The organism is Qipengyuania sp. GPGPB31, from assembly GCF_038396345.1.
GTDB classification, from domain to species: Bacteria; Pseudomonadota; Alphaproteobacteria; order Sphingomonadales; family Sphingomonadaceae; genus Qipengyuania; species Qipengyuania citrea.
Genome location: NZ_CP149572.1, coordinates 2,484,157 through 2,498,692, shown reverse-complemented (window position 1 = coordinate 2,498,692; position 14,536 = coordinate 2,484,157). Strand labels below are relative to the sequence as shown.

Genomic DNA, 14,536 nt, shown 5'->3' with positions numbered 1-14,536 from the left:
TCTGTCCGCTTCTGGTTGGAACGCGCCTCGCTAACGGCTTGCGCAGCGCTTGAACAGGCCGCCGGGGCGCGAACCCCGGCGGCGCTGTCAGATCAGTCGCCGAAGCGCGCGGTCAGCTGGACGCCGAAGAAGCGCGGTTCCGCCGGAATGAAGGTCGGGATGCCGAAGGCGCCACCGGTGTTGCCCGCATCGAGCAGATAATCCTCGTTGAACGCATTGCGGATGAACCCGGCGATCTCGTAGCGGTCGTCGGCGAAGCTTACCCCCGCCCGCGCATTCACCAGCGTAACCGGGCCTTGCGAAGTCAGTTCGCTGTTGGGCACTTCGAAGTAGATCCGGCTGCGATGCGTGATGCTGGGGGTGGCGAACAGCCGTGCCCCGCCGCCCAGCGGATAGTCGACCGTGAAACCGGCTGCGGCCTGCCATTCGGGCTGGAGGCGGAAACGCGCACCCGAAAACTCGGGGGCGAAGCTGTTGTCCTCGTCGATCCCGCCGTCGATATAGCCGACATTGCCGAAGAAGCTGAGCCAGTCGGTGGCCTCGACCGCGATCTCGGCTTCCACGCCGAGGTTGGAAGCCGCCCCCGCGCTCCGCGTGACGAAGCTGCCGGTCGGGTTGCCGTTGGCGTCCAGTTCCTCGACCGAGACCTGGAAATTGTCATAGACCTGGTAATAGACGCCCAGCGAGCCCGAGACCCTGCCGGTGGCAAGCTTGAGCCCGGCCTCGTAGTTCCACACCGTCTCTTCCGGAATGTCCTGCCGGTTCGGCACGACGTTCCCGGCATCGTCGACACGCGCGCCCATCTGGACGACCGGCGAACGGCGGCCCTTCGACACGGTCGCGAACACATTGGCGTCGTTGCTGATCCGGTAGAGCGCATTGAACCGCGGCAGCAGCGCCGAGAAACTGTCCTCGGCCGAGAACAGGCGGCCGCCGGTGTCGATCTGGCCGGGGATCAGCGGCGCGCCGCTAAGCACCGCGTCCGGGACATTGCTGCGATAGGCCGACTTGCGGTTTTCCTCGAGCAGCCGCGCGCCGGCAGTCAGCTCGAGACTGTCGGTCGCCAGCCAGGTGACATCGGCAAACACCGAATAGGCTTCGTTCCGGCCCTGGTTCTCGAACACCGACGCATAGGGGATCGCGTTTGCGGCGCCGTTGGTGGCGAGCGCCGTCACTCCGGTCGCGGGCACGCTGCCATCGGGGGCGACACAGGGAATACCCGCAATCAGCGGTGCGCCGAACAGGCTGGTCAGGCACTGGAGGAAGGTGCCTTCCTCGGTTGCGAAGGGGACGTTCTGCAACCCGTCCTCGGTGAAGAAATTCCAGCCGAACGACGCGCGCAGCGCGGAACCCGCATAGCTGAACCGGCCTTCGTGGCTGAACTGGTGCCCCTGCGCGATTTCGGCGAACTCGAGGAACGGCGCAGCCGAACCATCGGCATCGAACACTTCGGCGCTGTCGAACTCGCGATAGCCATTGACCGTGGTGAAGGTCCAATTGTCGCCGAATTCGTAGGCGGCGGTCAGGTTGAGATCGTAGACTTCGCGATCGAGACCGAGCTGGTCGTCGCCAAGGCTGGCGGCCCCCGCCGGATAGCCGCCGAGATTGGCATCCTCGAAAGCATTGCCCGGCCCGCCCGGCGCACCGGCGAAAGCCGGGAGCGTGCCCGAGATGAAGGGCGTACCGCCATTGCGCTGCTGGTCGTAGGTGCCGATCAGGTCGATCGTCAGGTCCATGCTCGGCGTGTACCGCAGCGAGGCGCGCACGCCGAACTGGTCCTGCGCGTAGAGCTCTTCGTCCTGCCCGAGGTTGAGGTTTTCGACATAGCCATCGCGCTGGCGCCATTCGAAGGCGATACGCCCGGCCAGCACGTCCGAGCCGGCATTGAGATACCCGCCCAGCAGCGTCTGGTCGAAATTGCCGTAGCCGCCGGTGATCTCGCCCGAGAAGCCTGCGCGCGGACGCGCCGAGACGAGGCTGATCGCGCCGACCGCCGAGGCAGTGCCGAATAGCGTCGCCTGCGGCCCCTTGATGACCTCGACCCGCTCGAGATCGTAGATCGCCTGGTACGACCCGCGCGAACGCGAGATGTCGACGCCGTTGTAATAGAGCGTGACGCGCGGCCCCTGCTGCGAGGAACCCGAATCCGAGGTGATCCCGCGGATGACGATGCCGGGGTTGTTGGCGCTCTGCTCCTGGATGTTGAGCCCCGGAACATAGTTCGACAGCTCGTCCAGATCCGACACGCCGAGTTCTTCGATCCTGTCCCCGGTCACTGCCGAAATGGTGATCGGCACATCCTGCGCGCGCTGTTCGATCTTCTGCGAAGTGACGATGATCGTGGTGCTGCTGGCAGGCTGGTCCGCGGCCGGCACTTCCTGCGCCATCAGCGGAGCGGGAACGAGAGCGATGGAAGCAAGCAAGGCGCTGCGAAGAGCAGGAAATGTCATGGAAGGCCCCTGTCGTTGGATTGAATTGCAACGCGCCTAGCCCCGCCTTGTGACACACCGGCGGCGAAAGTCTTTCAATTATAAGAAGGATTTGGGACAGCTATCGGACAGCGGACGGCCGCGCCTGCGCCGCGCGAAATCCGCAGCCTAGGCCAGATGCGCGTCGGCGATCGCCACGGCCAGCGCATCGGCGGCATCGGCGCCGGCGATCTGCACGCCCGGCAGCAGGATTTTGACCATGGCCTGCACCTGCGTCTTGTCCGCCCCGCCGGTGCCGACCACGGCCTTCTTGACCAGCCGCGCGGCATGTTCGTTGACCGCCAGCCCGGCGGCCCCGCAGGCGGCCAGCACGCAGCCCCGCGCCTGCGCCAGCTTGAGCGTCGATTGCGGGTTCTTGTTGACGAAGACTTCTTCGGCTGCCGCGCGGTCGGGCCGGTGCGCGGCAATGACATCTGCCAGTGCCGCCTGCAGGCCGGCCAGCCGCGCCGCCATCGGGGCCCTGGCGTCGGTCGGCACCTGGCCGTTGGCGATATGCACGATGCGCGACCCCTCGGTGCGGATCACGCCCCAGCCGGTGCAACTGAGCGAGGGGTCAAGGCCAAGGATCAGCGCCATGCGGCGTGGCCCCCGCGCCGTGTCAGCCCGGCAGGCCGATGCGCCAGCCGAGCCGCCAGGCCAGGGCCAGCAGGAATGCGGCGCCAAGAACGCCGGCCAAGGCCCATTCGCGCCAGGTCAGCTGTCCAGCTTTTCCATCACCTCGTCGGAGATGTCGTAATTGCCCCACACGGTCTGCACGTCGTCATCGTCGTCCAGCGCGTCGATCAGCTTGAGCAGCGTGCTCGCATTCTTCTCGTCCATGTCGACGGTCAGGTTGGGCTTCCACGCCAGCTTGACCGTCTCGGCCTCGCCCAGCGCCTTCTCGAGATCGGCCGCGACCTGGTGCAGGTCTTCGGCGGCGGTCCAGATTTCGTGGCCATCCTCGCTCGAGGCGATATCTTCCGCGCCCGCTTCCATCGCCGCTTCGAGGACCTTTTCCTCGCCGCCGGCCTCGGCCGGGTAGAAGATGAAGCCCAGCCGGTCGAAGCCGTGCGCAACGCTACCCTCGGTGCCCAGATTGCCGCCGTTCTTCGAAAAGGCGGTGCGCACGGCGGTGGCGGTGCGGTTGCGATTGTCGGTCAGCGCCTCGACGATGATCGCGCTGCCGCCCGGGCCGTAGCCTTCGTAACGCACTTCCTCATAGCTTTCGCCGTCCTGCGCGCTGGCCTTGTCGATCGCGCGCTGGATGTTGTCCTTGGGCATCGACTGCGCCTTGGCGGCATTGACGGCCAGCCGCAGGCGCGGGTTCATGTCGGGATCGGGCATGCCCATTTTCGCCGCCACGGTGATTTCGCGGCTGAGCTTGGAAAACATCGCGCTGCGCTTCTTGTCCTGCGCGCCCTTGCGATGCATGATGTTCTTGAATTTGGAATGGCCGGCCATGGTTTCGCTTTGCGTAGCTGAAATGGTTGGAATCAGAGGGTCGCCTTAGCCTCATGCACGCCGCAACGACAAGTCTTGCGCCCGCGAATTCAATGCGCGGCGAATGGCGGCGGTGTGCCGCCTTCCTGAAGCGCCCGACGCTCCCCGAGCGGGCCCCGCTGCCGCAGGCGGCCGGCCTGCGCGCGGTCGTCTGGCTGGTTTTGCTGGACCTGCTGGTCATGGCCGCGCTGCTGGGCGTTGCAGGCGCGGTGATGGCCGCCGGGGTGAGCCTGCCGGAAACCGCGCTCGCCGGAATGGAAATCGGCACCGGGATCATCCTGGCCGTGGTGGTGATCGCCCCGCTGACCGAGGAAATCGCCTTCCGCGGCTGGCTGTCGGGCCGCCCGGGGCATATCTTCGGCCTGCTCGCGGGAGCCCTCGCTGCCATGGTGGCGGGGCTGGCAGCCATGGCCTTTTTCGGCGCGGCGTTGGCGACGGCCGGGCTTGTCGCGCTGGCGGCAGGCACGCTGGTGGCGCTGGCGATCGTCTACCGCTTGCGGCATCGCAATACGATCGGCTGGTTCAGGCGCCTGTTCCCAGCGCTGTTCTGGCTCAGCACGCTGGGCTTTTCGCTGGTGCACCTGACCAATTTCCCCGCCGACCAGCTGGCCACCGCATTGCCGCTGGTCCTGCCGCAATTCGTGACCGGCACGATCCTGGGCTATACGCGCGTGCACTACGGCCTGTGGGCGAGCGTGCTGCTGCACATGCTCCACAATGGCGCGATCATCGCGTTGGTGCTGACGGCCAGCAGCGCGGCCTGATCAGATTTTACCCTGCATGGCATCGGTCACGCGACCAATATTGACGTTGAAGGCATTCGCAATTTCTTGATTGTGCATCTTGGGGTGGGCCGCTGCAAAATCGCGAATTTCCTCAGCGAGTTCCGGCGTAAATTCGTCGCTCTTGATCGGAGCCTTTTTCTTCATCTGCTTCTGATGCAGCTCATTCGCGAGGTATGCCAACTCTTCGTTATTAGTCTCTTCCGCGATTTCAAAGAGACGCTTGCGCACCTGTGGAATATTCATGTTGTAACCCATTAGGTCCGACTCCATACTATAGAGCATGGTAGTCAACGATACTATTATTTCAACGCAAATAGTATCGTCTAGTCATCTCGCTTCTGTCAGATCCGCACTGCAGTGCCGCTGGCGCTGACCATCAGCATCGAGCCGGTGTCGCCGATGACCTCGTAGTCGAGATCCACCCCGACCACCGCATTGCCCCCGCGCGAGCCGCATTCGGCCTGCAGTTCCTCGATCGCCTGCTCGCGTGCATCGCGCAGGATCCGCTCGTAGCTGCCCGAGCGGCCACCGACGATATCGCGAATATTGGCGAACAGGTCACGGAACAGGTTCGCGCCCACGATCACCTCGCCGGTGACGATGCCGAGATATTCCTGGATCGGCTTGCCCTCGATCGTGGGCGTGGTGGTCACGGTGATCCCGCGCGCGTCTTTCCAGGGGCTGGGCATGTTCTGTCTCCTCGCTTGAGCTGTGTTAGACAGATATTACGCCAGCGTGTCAGGTCAACCGTTGACCACGATCCCGCCATTGGGATGCAGCACCTGTCCCGACATGTAGGAACTGTCATCGCAGGCGAGGAACAGGAAAGCGGGGGCCACTTCGTTGGGCTCGCCCGGACGGCCCATCGGCGTATCCTCGCCGAAATCGTCCATATTCTCGGGCGGCTGGCCGCCGCAGGGATTGAGCGGGGTCCAGATCGGCCCCGGTGCGACCGCATTGACCCGGATGCCGTCGGCCACGAGGTTTTCCGACAGCGAGCGGGTGAAGGCGGTGATCGCGCCCTTGGTGGCACTGTAGTCGAGCAGGATCGGCGCGCCCTTGTACATGGTCACGCTGGTGCAGTTCACGATCGCCGCACCGCGCTGCAGGTGCGGGCGTGCCGCCTGGACGAGGTAGAACATCGAGAAGATGTTGGTCTGGAAGGTGCGCTGCAATTGTTCGGCCGTGATATCGGTCACGTCCTCGTCGGGGTGCTGTTCGCCGGCATTGTTGACCAGCACATCCAGCCGGCCCCATTTGCCGATCACCGCATCGACCAATCCGCGGCAATGGTCGAGATTACCCAAATCGCCCGCCGACAGCAGCACTTCGGCGCCCTCGGCCTCGCATGCTTCGCGGGTGATCCGCGCATCGTCATGCTCTTCGAGATAGGCGATGGCGACCTTCGCACCCTCGCGCGCGAACAGCACGGCAGTGGCCCGGCCGATGCCGCTATCGCCGCCGGTGACAATCGCCACCTTGCCTGCGAGACGGCCCGAACCGGGGTAGCGCGGCTGCCATTGAGGCTGGCGATCCAGCGCGCTTTCGTGCCCCGGCATGCGGGGCTCCTCGCTGGTTTCCTCGACGAATGCGGTATCGACATGCTGCGGATCGGCCATGGGTGAAAACTCCTTTCACCCGACCAACACAGCAGCTTCCCGCCCCGTTCCGGCAGCCCGCCGCAGCCAGGCCTCAACCCATGCCGAGCGCGGCCTTGTAGGTATCGAGGATGGTTTCCTGTTCGCTGCGCTCGTCGGGCTTCATCTTCCGCAGGCGGATGATCTGACGCATGATCTTGGTATCGTACCCGACCGCCTTGGATTCGGCGTACACGTCGCGAATGTCGTCGGCGATGCCCTTCTTCTCTTCCTCGAGGCGCTCGATACGCTCGATCAGCAGGCGCAGGCGGTCGTCGGTGGCTTCGGCCATGTTCGGGGTGTGCTCCGGTAAGAAATGAGAATCGGTTGGCGGTGCGATAGCCATCAGGCGATGCAGGGTGAAGGCGGCGACTCGTTACTCCACGCGATTTTTCGCAATGCTCGCCTCCATGAGCGCCAGCTGTTCCTCGGTCGCGGGCGATTGGCGGGTGGCCTTCCATTCCTCCTGCGGCATGCCGTGGATCAGCGCGCGCGCGGCCGCCTTGTCGCCTTCGAAACCCGCGTCGCGGATCCAGTCGGCCAGGCAATTGCGGCAGAAGCCCGATAGCCCCATCAGGTCGATATTCTGCGCGTCGTGGCGGTGCTGCAAATGCCGCACGAGCCGGCGGAAGGCCGCTGCCGCTACGGCATCGGGCAGCGTATCGAGCGCATCGTGTGCATTCGTTGTCATGATCGTATCGTCCTTGCTTTGTCGCACACCGCTGCCATAGGCGATGTCCATGGCCAAATCCGCCCCCAAGCTCGATCCTCGTGGCCGCAAGGTCAAGATCCTCGCAACCGTCGGCCCCGCCAGCCGCTCTCCCGAAATGCTCGCACGGCTGTTCAAGGCCGGGGTCGACGCCTTCCGCGTCAACATGAGCCATGGCGAGCATGCCGATCACGCGCAGACGATCGAAACGATCCGCACGCTGGAAAAGCAGTTCATGCGCCCGATCGCGATCCTTGCGGACCTGCAGGGCCCCAAGCTGCGGGTGGGCAAGTTCAAGGACGGGCAGGCGGTCATCCGGCATTCGGGCCACTTCACGCTCGACCGCAATCCCGAACCCGGCGACGACACGCGCGTCGAGCTGCCGCATCCCGAACTGTTCGGCCTGCTCGCCAAGGGCCAGCGGCTGCTGATCAACGATGGCAAGATCCGCCTGCGGGTGATCCGCGCGGACGAAAACGAAATTCTCTGCTCGGCCGAAGTCGGCGGGGTCATTTCCGACCGCAAGGGCGTCAACGTGCCCGATGCCGAAGTGCCGATCCCCGCGCTGACCGACAAGGACCGCAAGGATCTCGCCTTTGCCATGGCGCAGGGGGTCGACTGGATCGGCCTGTCCTTCGTCCAGCGCCCCGAAGACCTTGCCGAAGCGCGTAAGCTGATGGGCGGCTACGGCGCGCTGTGCGCCAAGATCGAAAAGCCGATGGCAGTGCACCGGCTCGATGAAATCATCGACATGAGCGACGGCATCATGGTCGCCCGCGGCGACCTGGGCGTCGAGCTCGAGCCGCAGGAAGTCCCGCCGCTGCAGAAGAAGATCGTCAATGCGACGCGGCTCAAGGGCAAGCCCGTGATCGTGGCGACGCAGATGCTCGAAAGCATGATCGAAAGCCCCGCCCCGACGCGCGCCGAAGTCTCCGACGTGGCCAATGCGGTCTATGACGGGGCCGATTGCGTCATGCTCAGCGCCGAAACCGCGGCGGGCGACTGGCCCGAGGAAGCGGTCACGATCATGCACAAGATCGCACGGCAGGTCGAAACCGACGAAGCCTATCTCGACCGCGTGCGTTTCCTCGACACGCCGCCCGATGCGACCACCTCCGATGCGCTGGCGCATGCCTGCATGACGGTGGCCGATACGGTCCCGATCAGCGCGATAACCGTGTTCACCGGTTCGGGTTCGACCGCGCGGCGCGTGGCGCGCGAACGGCCCAGCGTGCCGATGCTGGTGCTGACGCCGAGCATGAAGACCGCGCGCCGGCTGGGCCTGCTGTGGGGCGCGCATGCCGTGGCGACCAAGGACATCGGCAGTTTCGAGGAAATGATTGCCAAGGGCAAGCGCATGGCGCTGCGCCACGGCTTCAGCGCTGCGGGCAGCAAGCTGATCGCCCTGGCCGGGGTGCCTTTCGGCACGCCGGGATCGACCAATCTGATGCATGTGGTCACCGTGAGCGGCGACGAGCTCGACAAGCACGGCGGCTGATGCCGCGGCAGGCGGGCGCGCATTGCCCCGCCTGACGCCGCTTGCTCAAGTGCTCAGCCGCTCAGCGCAACGAAAGCGATTGCCCCCAGCAGCACCACGCTGGCGATGATGATCGCGGCCAGCTCGGCCGTGGTCAGCCGGTCGACGTGTTCGGCACGGAAAGCGCGATAGTTCGCGCGCAGCTCGTCCTTGCTCGACAGGCTGGCGACCTCGAAGGCGGTCGCCTCCTTGGTAAACCAGCGTTTCAGCTCGGCGCGCTCGGTCTTGGCGATGGCGGGATAGCGGTGCAGCAGCGCTTCGATCCGGTCGAAGCGGTCGTGGACGGCAGAGCCGCCGTCGGTTGGAATAGTCATCTGTCTTGTCCTGTCTGAACGGGAATGCGCGCCCGGTGGGACGCGTGGCGGTTCAGATCAGGTGCGGGGGTCCGCGGGGGGCGGCGATGGACCGCGGCGGGGGGCGCAGCGGCGGGCCGCGAACGCGATGCGCCGCCCAGCGCTGGGGTATTACAGGCGCCGCCGCCAGCGCCAGGGGCGGCAGTGCAGCGGCATCGGCCAGCCGCTTGTCGGGACATGGCGCCGCGAGCGTGCAGACCTGCGCCGTCTCGCCCTCGCCCGGCGGCAGCGTGACATCCGCCGTGGCTGCGCTGAACACCGCGCCGCGCCCGCGATCGGGCGAGATCGGCTGATGCGGCAGCGCCTGCGCGCACAGCACTGCCAGCAGCAGCGCGGCGCATAGGCGCAGGGGCCATCGGCAGAGGGAAGCGAGCATGACCGCGAGGAACTGGGGAGCCGGAGCGCGCGCTACAAGGCCGCGGCGCGCTCTTTCATGATCCGCTTGCCGCGCGCATCGACCAGGCGGAAGGCCTTGAACACGGGGAAGTCGCGATCGACGCGCCCGTCGTGCCCGAGCATCCAGAGCTGCTGGTAGAACCAGTAGATTCCCGCGAAACCGCTGATCGCCTTGACCATCTGGAACCGCTTTAGGAAGCCGAGCCAGCCGGGCACCAGATCGAGGTCGTCCTCATATCGTGCCAGCTGCTCCGCGCCTTCGAGCAGCCGTGCGGGTGCATCGGTATCGACGCAGAGCGGGCGGCCCAGCCCGATCACATCGGCCGCGCCGCTGGTCAGCGCCTGCTCCATCGCCGCGCGGCTGCGAAAGCCCCCGGTGACCATCAGCGGGACCGAAACCTCAGCCTGCATGGCCTTGGCGAAATCGACGAAATAGGCCTCGCGCGCCGCGGTCGAGGGCGCGACGACCTGTTCGTCCTCGGCTTCCTGACCGGCCACGCCCAGCAGCTTGGGCTGTTCGTAGGTGCCGCCCGAAATCTCGATCAGATCGACCGGGGCCGCCTCGAGCCAGCGGACCACCTTCAGGCTGTCGCTGAAATCGAACCCGCCTTTCTGGAAGTCGGCGCTGTTGAGCTTGACCGAGACCGGGAATCCTGGCCCCACGGCCGCGCGCACCGCGGCGACGATGTCGAGCAGGAACCGCGCGCGGTTTTCCAGGCTGCCGCCATATTCATCGGTCCGCCGGTTCACGCGCGGCGAGAGGAATTGCGACACCAGATAGCCATGCGCGCCGTGCACCTGCACGCCGGTGAAGCCCGCATCCTTGCACGCGCGCGCAGCAATGGCCCAGCGCGCGACCAGATCGGCAATTTCCGCCGTTGTCAGCGGCGTCGGCTTGCCGAACTGCCCCCGGGGAGCGCCAGGGCGACGTCGGAAGAGGATTTGGGGTGCGGATTGACCACCTTCTGCGTCTGGCGGCCGCCATGGCTGATCTGCGCCCAGAAGTGATTGGCTTGCCGGGTCGCCGCCTGCGCCCAGCGGGCCAGCCGCGCCTGCATGTCGGCATCGGGTTCGCGGTCGATCACGACATTGCCGGGCCGTTCGAGATGGTCGGCATCGACGATGATGTTGCCCGACAGCAGCATGCCCGAACCACCATCGGCCCAGATCCCGTAAAGCCGCTCGAGTTCGGGCGTGGGGCGTCCGTCGGGGGTGGCGAGCCCTTCGGTCATCGCGGCCTTCGCCAGCCGGTTGGGCAGCACGGCGCCGCACGGCAGTTCCAGCTCGGATCCCAAAGTCACGGCCATGATCGCGTTTCCCCTACCCTTGCGCGGCTTGCTCCAGCCGCTCGCGTGCCCGCGTCTCTCCGATCAGCGGCAGCAATTCGCCCATGTCGGGCCCATGGTCCATTCCCGTCAAGGCCTGGCGCAGCGGCAGGAACAATTGCTTGCCCTTGCGTCCGGTCTCTTCCTTGAGCGCCGCGGTCAGCGCGCGCCAAGGATCATCGCCCCAGGCGAACAGCCGTACCGCCTCGGCCAGATAGGCGCGGTCTTCATCCGCGAACTCGCGCCGCTCGATCGGACCGGTCACCAGCCGCCACCATTCGGCAGCCTCGCCGACCAGCGCGAGATTGGGCCGGATCGCGTGCCAGCCGGCGGCGTCCATCCCCGCGGGCAGGCGGTCGGCGACCGCGGCGTGGTCCATCTGGTGGACCAGCGCGGCGTTGATCCGCTCCAGTTCGGTTTCGTCGAACTTCGCCGGGGCACGGCCGAAGGTCGCCAGGTCGAAGGTTTCGAGCAGCGCGCCCCGGTCGGCGATCGGCTCGACCGGAAGCGACGTGCCCAGCCGCGCGAGCAGCGCGACGATCGCCTGCGGCTCGAACCCGCGCTCGCGGAAGGCATCGCAGCCCAGCGAACCGAGCCGTTTCGACAATTTGCCTTCCTTGCCGACCAGCAGCGCCTCATGCGCGAACCGGGGCATTTGCGCCGCACCATCGCCCGCGGCGATAAGCGCGCCGAACATCTGGATCTGCACCGCGGTGTTGCTGACATGGTCTTCGCCGCGCAGCACGTCGGTCACCCCCATCGCGAGATCGTCGACCGCGCTGGGAAGCATGTAGAGCCAGCTGCCGTCGGCGCGGCGGATGACCGGATCGGACAGCTGGGCGGGATCGAACTTCTGCGGCCCGCGGATGCCGTCGTGCCAGCTGATGGCTTCGCCGTGGTCGAGCTTGAACCGCCAGTGCGGGGTGATGCCCTCGGCCTCCTTGGCCGCGCGCTCCGCGTCGCCCAGTTCCAGCGCGCCGCGATCGTAGATCGGCGGCAGACCCCGCCCGAGCCGGATCTTGCGCTTCAGCTCGAGTTCCTGCTGCGTCTCGTAACAGGGATAGACCCGCCCCGCCTCGCGCAGCGTGTCGAACGCCGCCTGGTAGCCGGCGAGCCGGTCCGACTGCCGCTCCTCGCCATCGCTCGCGAGCCCCAGCCAGCCGAGATCGCTGCGGATCGCGTCGACGAATTCCTCGCGGCTGCGGTCGGCGTCGGTATCATCGATCCGCAGCAGGAAGCGGCCGCCCGCCTGCTTGGCGAGCATCCAGTTGTGGAGCGCGGTGCGGATGTTGCCGACATGGAGGCGCCCGGTGGGCGAAGGGGCGAAGCGTGTGACGATGGTCATGCGCGCGCCGATAGCCGAGGCCGGCGCACTTGGCGAGCGTTCAGCCGGTCCCCGCGCTGCGCCGCTTGAGCGCGGCCTCGCGCGCCTTGCGGTAATCAAGGATGCCGCTGGCATCGGCCTTCATCGCGGCCTCGACCGCATCGGCGGTGGCGAAGTTCTCTCCCGGCACAGGTTCGCAGATCAGATAGCCCTGCGCTTCCTGGCACCCCAGTTCGCGCAGCAAATCGAGCTGGCCGCGCGTTTCGACGCCTTCGGCAGTCGCCGCCATCCCCAGCGCTTCGGCCAGCCGGGTGATGCTCGAAACGATCGCCTTATTGTCCGAACAGGTTTCGATTCCCTCGACGAAATCCTTGTCGATCTTGATCCGGTCGAAGGGAAAGCGGCGCAGGTAGCTGAGCGAGGAATAGCCCACGCCGAAATCATCGAGCGCGATCTTGGCGCCGAGTTCGCGCAGCTTTTCCAGATTGCCGACACAGACATTGCTCTTCTGCATCAGCACGTGTTCGGTAATTTCGAATTCGACGCGCGCGGGCCGGATGCCGTAGGCGTGGATCGCCCGCGCGACGACATCGACCAGATGCGGGCTGCGCACCTGCGTCGGCGAAAGGTTGATCGCGATGCGGAAATCGCCGCTCCAGCGCGAGGTTTCTTCCAGCGCCTTGCGGATCACCCATTCGCCGATCGGCACGATCATCCCGGTTTCCTCGGCCACGCCCAGGAAATCGTCGGGCCGGACCACGCCGCGCTGCGGATGGTACCAGCGCAGCAACGCTTCGTATCCCGACACCTGGCCCGAATCGAGATCGATCACCGGCTGGTAGTGGATGTTCAGCTGGTCGCGCGCGACCGCTTCGCGCAGATCGGTCTCGATCTCGCGTCGTTCGCGCGCGGCATGGTCCATCGCATGGTCGTAAAGCGCGATGGTGTCGCGCCCCTTCGCCTTGGCGGCGAAAAGCGCCAGGTCCGCGCGGCGCATCAGCTCTTCCGCCTCGCCGCAGCCATCGGAGCGCTTGGCAATGCCGATGCTGCCCGAGATCCGGTAACTGTGCCCGTCGATTTCGAACGGTTCGCGGATCACGGCGAGGAACCGGTGCGCGCGTTCGATCAGCATCCCTGCCCCGGCACGCGTTTCGAGCAGGACGGCGAACTCGTCCCCGCCCAGCCGCGCGACGAGGTCCTGCCCGCGCACTTCCTTTTCGAGCCGGGTGCCGACCTCGCGCAGCAGGCGATCGCCGACCAGGTGCCCCCGCGTGTCGTTGACCGCCTTGAAATTGTCGAGGTCGAGGTAGAACAGCACGACGTTCTGCGGCTGCTCGTCCTGCGACAGGGCCGACCGCAGCCGTTCGTTGAACAGGTAGCGATTGGCGAGGCCGGTGAGATTGTCGTAATGCGCCATGAAGGCGACGCGGTCTTCGGACAGCCGGTCACCGGTGACATCGCGCGCGACCCCGCTCATCCGCCCATCGCTGCGCGGCCGCGCGGAAAGCTTCCAGTAGCGCACGCCATCGTCGACCCTGACCTTGATCACGAAATCGCGGAACCGGCTGTGTTCGAGCAGATGCCGCTCAAGCCGGTCGCGGTCCTCGCCCGGGGCGAACATGTCTAGCAGCGCCATGCCTTCGAGCTCGTGGACCGCCTTGCCCGCCGCCTCGGCAAAGCGCCGCGACACGTCGCGCAGCTTGCCCGCGGGATCGACGGTCCACAGCCAGTCGGACGAATGCTCCTCGTAATCGTAGAGCAGCATGCGCACCGTGCCCGCTGCCTCGCGCCGGCTGATTTCGGCGCGGGCAGCTGCGATGATCTGGCCGTTCTGCGCCTGGACCGAACAGACCAGGGCGAGTACGAACACCGCAAGCAGCAACAACGCCGGCCAACCGCCGCTGCCCGCCTGGATCATGGTGGCGACCGCGATCGAAGCGGTTAGCAGCGCGATGTGGACGCGCGCGGCGGACGGGGCGGTGCGGTAAACCAGCAGGACACCGCTGAGCAGGGTGATGGCGATGACCGCGAGCACGGCGGCCGTTAGCCCCTCGGCGGCGGTTGCCAGATAGGGGATCATCGCCGCCCAGATCGCGGAACTGAGCCATTCCAGCGCCATCAGCCGGCGCCAGTGGTCGCGCAGGTCGGCCAGCGTCGCGTCTGCGCAGGTGAACCGGTAGTCGGCGATGATCTGGACCACGATCGCGCTCACCAATGCGCCCGCCCAGCCGAGCAGGCCGGCCAGCGGAACGCGGTCGCTGAACATGTAGATCAGCGCGACCATCGAGCCGAGCGACGGGAGCAGCGCCAGCCGGGCGCCGGCGCGGAAATCTTCCATCCGGCGGGTCAGCAGCAGGCGCGCGACGGCTTCGCTCGTGCCTTCCTTCCCGTCAGCTTCCGGCAGTTCGCTTGCGAACTCCGCCATGTTCGCGCTCCCCCCGCGCCTGTGGTGGCCGCGCGGGGCGGCAACACGATGGTTCACCGTGCATTTACAACAAGTTT

At 66.4% G+C, this 14,536-nt stretch carries 16 protein-coding genes; 2 read left to right on the top strand and 14 right to left on the bottom strand.

The window, feature by feature from the left end:
- Positions 1 to 92: 92 nt before the first annotated feature.
- The 3 genes from WKH79_RS12510 to WKH79_RS12500 all read right to left on the bottom strand — a co-directional run bounded on the left by WKH79_RS12510 (position 93) and on the right by WKH79_RS12500 (position 3,929).
- Positions 93 to 2,450: a TonB-dependent receptor gene (locus tag WKH79_RS12510; RefSeq protein ID WP_341859068.1), complete on the bottom strand. Its 2,358-nt coding sequence runs from the start codon at positions 2,448 to 2,450 to the stop codon at positions 93 to 95.
- A gap of 147 nt (positions 2,451 to 2,597) precedes the next feature.
- Positions 2,598 to 3,065: a crossover junction endodeoxyribonuclease RuvC gene (ruvC, locus tag WKH79_RS12505; protein ID WP_063513106.1), complete on the bottom strand. Its 468-nt coding sequence runs from the start codon at positions 3,063 to 3,065 to the stop codon at positions 2,598 to 2,600.
- A gap of 117 nt (positions 3,066 to 3,182) precedes the next feature.
- Positions 3,183 to 3,929, bottom strand: a complete 747-nt coding sequence (locus tag WKH79_RS12500) for a YebC/PmpR family DNA-binding transcriptional regulator (RefSeq protein ID WP_341859067.1) — start codon at positions 3,927 to 3,929, stop codon at positions 3,183 to 3,185.
- Positions 3,930 to 4,021: 92 nt separating this feature from the next.
- Between WKH79_RS12500 and WKH79_RS12495 the strand changes: the two genes are divergently transcribed.
- The gene (locus WKH79_RS12495) at positions 4,022 to 4,732 is read left to right on the top strand and encodes a CPBP family glutamic-type intramembrane protease (RefSeq protein ID WP_341859066.1); all 711 of its coding nucleotides are present in this window, start codon (positions 4,022 to 4,024) and stop codon (positions 4,730 to 4,732) included.
- Here the strand turns inward: WKH79_RS12495 and WKH79_RS12490 are convergent, their stop codons facing one another.
- The 5 genes from WKH79_RS12490 to WKH79_RS12470 all read right to left on the bottom strand — a co-directional run bounded on the left by WKH79_RS12490 (position 4,733) and on the right by WKH79_RS12470 (position 7,081).
- Positions 4,733 to 5,008, bottom strand: a complete 276-nt coding sequence (locus WKH79_RS12490) for a hypothetical protein (protein ID WP_341859065.1) — start codon at positions 5,006 to 5,008, stop codon at positions 4,733 to 4,735.
- Between the two features lie 86 nt (positions 5,009 to 5,094).
- A complete protein-coding gene (locus WKH79_RS12485) occupies positions 5,095 to 5,442 on the bottom strand; it encodes a heavy metal-binding domain-containing protein (RefSeq protein ID WP_341859064.1) in 348 nt (115 codons plus the stop codon).
- A gap of 54 nt (positions 5,443 to 5,496) precedes the next feature.
- Positions 5,497 to 6,372 (bottom strand): SDR family oxidoreductase, encoded by an 876-nt coding sequence (locus tag WKH79_RS12480; protein WP_341859063.1) that lies wholly within the window; start codon positions 6,370 to 6,372, stop codon positions 5,497 to 5,499.
- A gap of 73 nt (positions 6,373 to 6,445) precedes the next feature.
- Positions 6,446 to 6,682, bottom strand: coding sequence for a DUF2312 domain-containing protein (locus WKH79_RS12475; RefSeq protein ID WP_050601763.1), 237 nt, complete (start codon positions 6,680 to 6,682; stop codon positions 6,446 to 6,448).
- Positions 6,683 to 6,766: 84 nt separating this feature from the next.
- Entirely contained in the window at positions 6,767 to 7,081 is a 315-nt protein-coding gene (locus tag WKH79_RS12470) for a DUF1244 domain-containing protein (protein ID WP_063506200.1), read from the bottom strand.
- Between the two features lie 49 nt (positions 7,082 to 7,130).
- Here WKH79_RS12470 and pyk point away from each other — a divergent pair, with 49 nt between their 5' ends.
- Positions 7,131 to 8,597: a pyruvate kinase gene (gene pyk, locus WKH79_RS12465; protein WP_341859062.1), complete on the top strand. Its 1,467-nt coding sequence runs from the start codon at positions 7,131 to 7,133 to the stop codon at positions 8,595 to 8,597.
- A gap of 53 nt (positions 8,598 to 8,650) precedes the next feature.
- On the opposite strand, the gene WKH79_RS12460 is transcribed toward pyk, so the two are convergent.
- From WKH79_RS12460 to WKH79_RS12435, 6 genes are read right to left on the bottom strand one after another with little or no spacing between them, the layout of a single operon-like run.
- Positions 8,651 to 8,950 carry a hypothetical protein gene (locus tag WKH79_RS12460; RefSeq protein WP_341859061.1) on the bottom strand — a complete coding sequence of 100 codons (300 nt, stop codon included), beginning with the start codon at positions 8,948 to 8,950 and terminating at the stop codon, positions 8,651 to 8,653.
- Positions 8,951 to 9,002: 52 nt separating this feature from the next.
- Positions 9,003 to 9,365: a hypothetical protein gene (locus tag WKH79_RS12455; RefSeq protein WP_341859060.1), complete on the bottom strand. Its 363-nt coding sequence runs from the start codon at positions 9,363 to 9,365 to the stop codon at positions 9,003 to 9,005.
- Between the two features lie 32 nt (positions 9,366 to 9,397).
- Positions 9,398 to 10,228: a hypothetical protein gene (locus WKH79_RS12450; protein WP_341860126.1), complete on the bottom strand. Its 831-nt coding sequence runs from the start codon at positions 10,226 to 10,228 to the stop codon at positions 9,398 to 9,400.
- Positions 10,229 to 10,266: 38 nt separating this feature from the next.
- Positions 10,267 to 10,692, bottom strand: a complete 426-nt coding sequence (locus WKH79_RS12445) for a hypothetical protein (protein ID WP_341860134.1) — start codon at positions 10,690 to 10,692, stop codon at positions 10,267 to 10,269.
- A 13-nt stretch (positions 10,693 to 10,705) separates the two neighbouring features.
- Positions 10,706 to 12,055, bottom strand: coding sequence for a glutamate--tRNA ligase (gltX, locus tag WKH79_RS12440; RefSeq protein ID WP_341859059.1), 1,350 nt, complete (start codon positions 12,053 to 12,055; stop codon positions 10,706 to 10,708).
- A gap of 40 nt (positions 12,056 to 12,095) precedes the next feature.
- A complete protein-coding gene (locus tag WKH79_RS12435; RefSeq protein ID WP_341859058.1) occupies positions 12,096 to 14,459 on the bottom strand; it encodes an EAL domain-containing protein in 2,364 nt (787 codons plus the stop codon).
- Between the last annotated feature and the right edge of the window lie 77 nt (positions 14,460 to 14,536).